This is a genomic window from Pseudoflavonifractor sp. An176 (assembly GCF_002160435.1).
GTDB lineage: Bacteria > Bacillota > Clostridia > Oscillospirales > Oscillospiraceae > Enterenecus > Enterenecus faecium.
The window spans coordinates 1-4,620 of the sequence record NZ_NFKO01000057.1 but is presented as its reverse complement, the minus strand read 5'-3'; the positions used below and the strand labels follow the sequence as shown (position 1 = coordinate 4,620).

The following is a 4,620-nucleotide window of genomic DNA, read 5'->3' as shown; positions in this document are numbered from 1 at the left end:
TCAGTTGGTAGAGCACCTGACTCTTAATCAGGGTGTCCAGGGTTCGAGTCCCTGAAGGTGTACCACTCCCACTTGGGTGTGTGATGCACCCAAGTGGGAACCCCAAAAAAATGGGGCAAAAAAACACTTGACAAAACCAGAGAAATCTGGTAATATGTCAAATGTTCAGTGCAGATCAAAAGGTCTGTGTCGACTTAGTCGGTGCTGATTGCAGTGAGGGTCCACCCGTTCCCATTCCGAACACGGCAGTTAAGCTCACTTGCGCCGAAAATACTTGGCTGGCGACGGCCCGGGAAGATAGGTAGTGCCGACACAAAGAGGTTTGAGTTTCTCAAGCCTCTCAATATTCCTCCTTAGCTCAGTTGGTAGAGCATGCGGCTGTTAACCGCAGGGTCGTTGGTTCGAGTCCAACAGGGGGAGCCATTTCTGTGCATGAGCCGTCACAGGTTTGTGACGGCTCATGCAGACAGAACAGATCGACGACATGGGCCTTTAGCTCAGTTGGTTAGAGCAGCCGGCTCATAACCGGTCGGTCCCGGGTTCGAGTCCCTGAAGGCCCACCATACAGGGGTATAGCTCAGCTGGTAGAGCATCGGTCTCCAAAACCGAGTGCCGAGGGTTCGAATCCTTCTGCCCCTGCCACAAAAATAACAGCGGAAGCTGATTAAATAGATTCCCCCAGATGGCGCGGTAGTTCAGTTGGTTAGAACGCCGGCCTGTCACGCCGGAGGTCGAGGGTTCAAGTCCCTTCCGCGTCGCCATTTGCTGCTATAGCTCAGTCGGTAGAGCGCATCCTTGGTAAGGATGAGGTCGGCAGTTCGAATCTGCCTAGCAGCTCCACAATAACCGCTCTTTTCGTAAAGAAAAGGGCGGTTTTGTTGTATCTACGGAACTTTATCGCCATGATAAAACAGGCGGTTTTGGGTTTGACCACACAACCAGCCACAGACAGAGAAAAATTGGCCTCTGGAGCGCATGTCTCCAGAGGCCTTGCTACGTCTCAGCTCACCTTTTGGTCTTGTTTCAGCCGTTCTTTTTCCACGGCGATCTCCGCATTCATCTGCCGGATCAGGCTTGCCAGCAGTTCCTCACACTCCTCTCTGTTTTGGGCGTACACATTGCGGGCGTGTTTTTTGCGGTCTGGCCAGATGGGGGAGTAGCGGCCCTCCCACAAATGGTCGTTGATCTGGCTGATACAGCCGGTGCCTGGCTTGCGCCGCTTACCCTTGTGGGGCTGAAAGGTGCTGGGGGCGGGTTTTCGGGGCGCAGTTTCGGTAGGTTGCAGGGAGGTGTGCCTTCCAATCCCCTGATCGATTTTTGCCGCTGCGGTGCGCTGCATCTCGTCGGTGACATGGGCGTAGATGTTCAGGGTGGTGGTGCTGGACACATGGCCGATGATGGTGGAGAGGGTTTTGACATCCATGCCATGTTCCAGGGAGGCGGTGGCGAAGGTGTGGCGCAGGTCGTGGAAGCGGATGTGCTTACAATCTGCCCGTTCCAGAACCGTGGACAGTCGTTTCCGCACTGCCGCTGGGTCCATGGGAGAATCCTCTTTGACTGGGGAGGGGAACATCCACCGAGAGGTACTGGCCTTTTTGTAGGTCTCCAGGACGCTTAGAACCGGGGCGGGGAGGACGACGCTGCGGTTGGAGGCCTTTGTCTTGGGCTGAGACACCACCAGTTCGCCTCGCACCCGATGCACCTGCCGCTCTACCCGCAGGGCTCCGGTGCTGAAATTCAGGTCATCCCATTGAAGGGCGCAGATTTCGCCTCGGCGCAAGCCGGTGGACAGTTCCAGCAGGAGCAGTTCATAGCATTCGTCCTCTTTGGCCTGAATGAGGAGACGCTGGATTTCCTCCGGGGTCAGCACCTGCATTTCTCTGGCTTTGGCAGAGGGCAGCTTGCACCCATCCGCAGGGTTGCGGGCAATGAGGTGTTCCTCCACTGCCTGTTTTAATGCTCCGTGGAGGGTGGTGTGGATGCCCCGGATGGTCTGGTCGGACAAGCCTTCCCCGTAGAGCTCTGTCCGCAGCAGTCTGCCGCCCTGCTTGGCCTGGGTGTAGAATTGCTGGATATCTCCGGTGGTCAGCTTGTCCAGGGGGATTTGCCCCAGAGCAGGGATGATGTGCTGGTAGATCCGCCGCTCATAGGACATCTGGGTATTGGGGCGCAAGTGGGGCTTCTTATGGTCTTGGTACCAGTGACTGAGCCAATCACCCAGCTGAACACCGGCCTTGGGCTGTTCCGGTGGAGGCGCTTCCAGCTGCTCCCGCAGTTGGGCCAACTTTTTTGCACACTCTGCCTGGGTTTTGGCCAGGACATTTTTGGTGATGGGCAATCCTTTTTCGTCACGTCCTACCACATATCTGCCCTCCCAGCGTCCGTCCTTTCTCAGGTGTATGCTGCCGTCGCCACGTTTTCTGCGTTTTGCCATGGAGCCATCTCCTCTCCTAAGTAATCGGTGAGGAAGCCGCCCACAATTTCGGCGGCTTTCCGGTGCATCTGGGTGGTGGTGTGGGTGTAGGTGTCCACGGTGAAGCTGGCTTTGGTGTGGCCCAGGATGCTGGACAGAGTTTTGGCGTCCACACCGCTGGATAGGGCGTGGGTGGCGAAGGTGTGGCGGAGATCGTGGAAGCGGATGTCGGGCAGTCCTGTTTCCGCCAGAATCTTTTTCAGTTGGTGGTAGGCCGTGCTGGGATTCATGGGGGCCTCCGGCCGCAGGGGATTATGAAAGATCCAGGGGGAATAGGAGTGCTGTTTGCGGATGGTCAGCAGCTCCGCTGTGCTGGCAGGGAGAACGATGGTTCGGGTACCGGCGTAGGTCTTGGTGTCACCCGCCACCAGTCGTCCACCCTTTTCTCTGCGCAAGGTGCGGCTGATCCGCAGGATTCCCTTTCGCTCATCCAAGTCAGACCACATCAGTCCACAGATTTCCCCCAGCCGAAGCCCAGTGGTCAGCTCCGTATAGAAGAAGTCGTGCCAGATGGGGTCTTGAGCCACTGCATCCAGGAATTGTTCCATCTGCGCATCGCTGAGAACCTTCATGGCTTTGTGCGCCACTCTGGGAGGCTTTACATGATCGGCAGGGTTGTGGGGCAGCAATCTCTGGTCTACCGCAGATTTCAACGCATGGTGGAGAGTATTGTGTATGCTGCGGACAGTGGTGGGGGAGAGACCACGGTTCTGCCCTGGATGGGGACGTACTCTGCCCCGGCTTTTTAAGGTATCGTAGAGTTTTCGTAAGTCATCTGCGGTGATTTGAGTGAGCCTCTTTTGTCCCAGGTAGGGCTTGACGTGGTGGTCCAGGCTGTTGCGGTAACGCTCCAGAGTATTGGGGCGAAGCACGGAGGCCATTTGCTCCAACCAGCGATCCAGCCATGCCGAGAGGGTCATCTTGCTTTCTTCAGTCAAGTCCACGCCCTGATAGGCGTCAATGTTCTGGCGAAGTTTGGCTGTCAGTTCTTTTTGCGTGTTGGCGTAGATATAGCGGAAGATGGAGTCGCCGTTCTCTTTGTGGCCGATGACGATGCGGCCTTCCCAGCGACCATCTTCCCGTTTGCGAACCATGCCGTCTCCGGATGGTCTGCGTTTTCCCATAGTATCAATCCTCCTTTTGTAGGTGGAGGCAGATGCCCTCTGTTTCCTCCTGAGGGGAATACAGGCCATCTGCCTCCAGTTCTTTTGTGATTCCCCAGGCCAGTTTGAATCCTGCGGTGAAGCTGGCCAGGGAGATTGCTTCTCGCAATAGGGCTTGTCCATCTACCAGGTCCATGAGCCTGCGCCGCTGCGCTTTGTCCAGGCAATCTCGCACTTCCTGACGGGCAGTTTCAATCTCATGCTCCAGTTCTGTGAGGTTGGGCTTTCGGAAGAACCGCTGATGCAGGGCTTTCATATAGTCGTTCATGTGTGCTGCCCCCTTATCAGCAACACACAATACCGAAATAGGAAGGGAATAGCCAGTGGTTTTGACCAGAATTATCAAACTGTTATCATTTGCTCTGGGCCAATTTCCTCGGGGCGTTTTCTTTGGTGACAGTGTGCTATTTTAGGCGTTGTGGTTACCATCCATCCATGCTCATACCTCAGCTCAGCTGCTCCTCCTCGTGGTCGAACGAGACTATTTTATCTTTGTATCGCAACACAGATTTTTACACGCTTACATAGATCACACGGACTTCTGGAAGTCCAGCACTTCCTTGAAGCTGATGCGGCCGTTGGTGCTGTTCACCTCCCTCACACTCCGGCCGCGCATAAGCTCATAGGTTCGCTGATCCATGTCGGTGTCGGCAGTGAGAATGTGATTGCACAGATTTTGTTCCACTGCCACCTTGTAGAGATACCTGCCCATGCGCTGAGCCAAGTCATCTGTGATGCCAATGAGGATGGTGGAGAGCACCTCGGGTAGGAAGGCACCGGCATTCTTGGTGTTCAGATAGCCCAGATAGAACTCCACGGCTTTTTCGATGAACTCGCTCTGGCTTTTGCAGTTATCCATTCGATAGGTGTCCTCGATTTTCCTCCTCACAGAGGGGGTGAAAAAGACGGTTGTTTTCTGTTTTCCTTTGACCATAATATTCTCCTTTCGCTTTGAAACTATCTTGAATTCCTTGGGACTGTAAG

4 protein-coding genes, 5 tRNA genes and 1 rRNA gene are annotated in these 4,620 nt (G+C 55.1%); 6 read left to right on the top strand and 4 right to left on the bottom strand.

The features are described 5' to 3' along the window. Positions 1-197 precede the first annotated feature (197 nt). The 6 genes from rrf (at position 198) to B5F12_RS11490 (ending at position 840) form a co-directional block, all read left to right on the top strand. Positions 198-313 (top strand): 5S ribosomal RNA (rrf, locus tag B5F12_RS11515). 34 nt (positions 314-347) lie between these two features. Continuing rightward, positions 348-423 (top strand) — tRNA-Asn (locus B5F12_RS11510). A 63-nt stretch (positions 424-486) separates the two neighbouring features. Beyond that, positions 487-563, top strand: a tRNA-Ile gene (locus B5F12_RS11505). A 3-nt stretch (positions 564-566) separates the two neighbouring features. Next, a tRNA-Trp gene (locus tag B5F12_RS11500) sits at positions 567-642 on the top strand. 42 nt (positions 643-684) lie between these two features. After that, a tRNA-Asp gene (locus B5F12_RS11495) sits at positions 685-761 on the top strand. A gap of 3 nt (positions 762-764) precedes the next feature. Next, positions 765-840: transfer RNA gene (locus B5F12_RS11490), tRNA-Thr, on the top strand. A 160-nt stretch (positions 841-1,000) separates the two neighbouring features. Here B5F12_RS11490 and B5F12_RS11485 read toward each other — a convergent pair. The 4 genes from B5F12_RS11485 to B5F12_RS11470 all read right to left on the bottom strand — a co-directional run bounded on the left by B5F12_RS11485 (position 1,001) and on the right by B5F12_RS11470 (position 4,495). Beyond that, a complete protein-coding gene (locus B5F12_RS11485) occupies positions 1,001-2,434 on the bottom strand; it encodes a tyrosine-type recombinase/integrase (protein WP_087234525.1) in 1,434 nt (477 codons plus the stop codon). Then, on the bottom strand, positions 2,392-3,597 hold the full coding sequence (locus B5F12_RS11480; RefSeq protein WP_087234523.1) for a site-specific integrase: 1,206 nt from the start codon (positions 3,595-3,597) through the stop codon (positions 2,392-2,394). The genes B5F12_RS11485 and B5F12_RS11480 overlap by 43 nt, the downstream gene beginning before the upstream one ends. Positions 3,598-3,601: 4 nt before the next feature. Beyond that, positions 3,602-3,904, bottom strand: a complete 303-nt coding sequence (locus B5F12_RS11475) for a hypothetical protein (RefSeq protein WP_087234521.1) — start codon at positions 3,902-3,904, stop codon at positions 3,602-3,604. A gap of 261 nt (positions 3,905-4,165) precedes the next feature. Then, entirely contained in the window at positions 4,166-4,495 is a 330-nt protein-coding gene (locus B5F12_RS11470) for a hypothetical protein (RefSeq protein WP_087234519.1), read from the bottom strand. Positions 4,496-4,620: the final 125 nt, after the last annotated feature.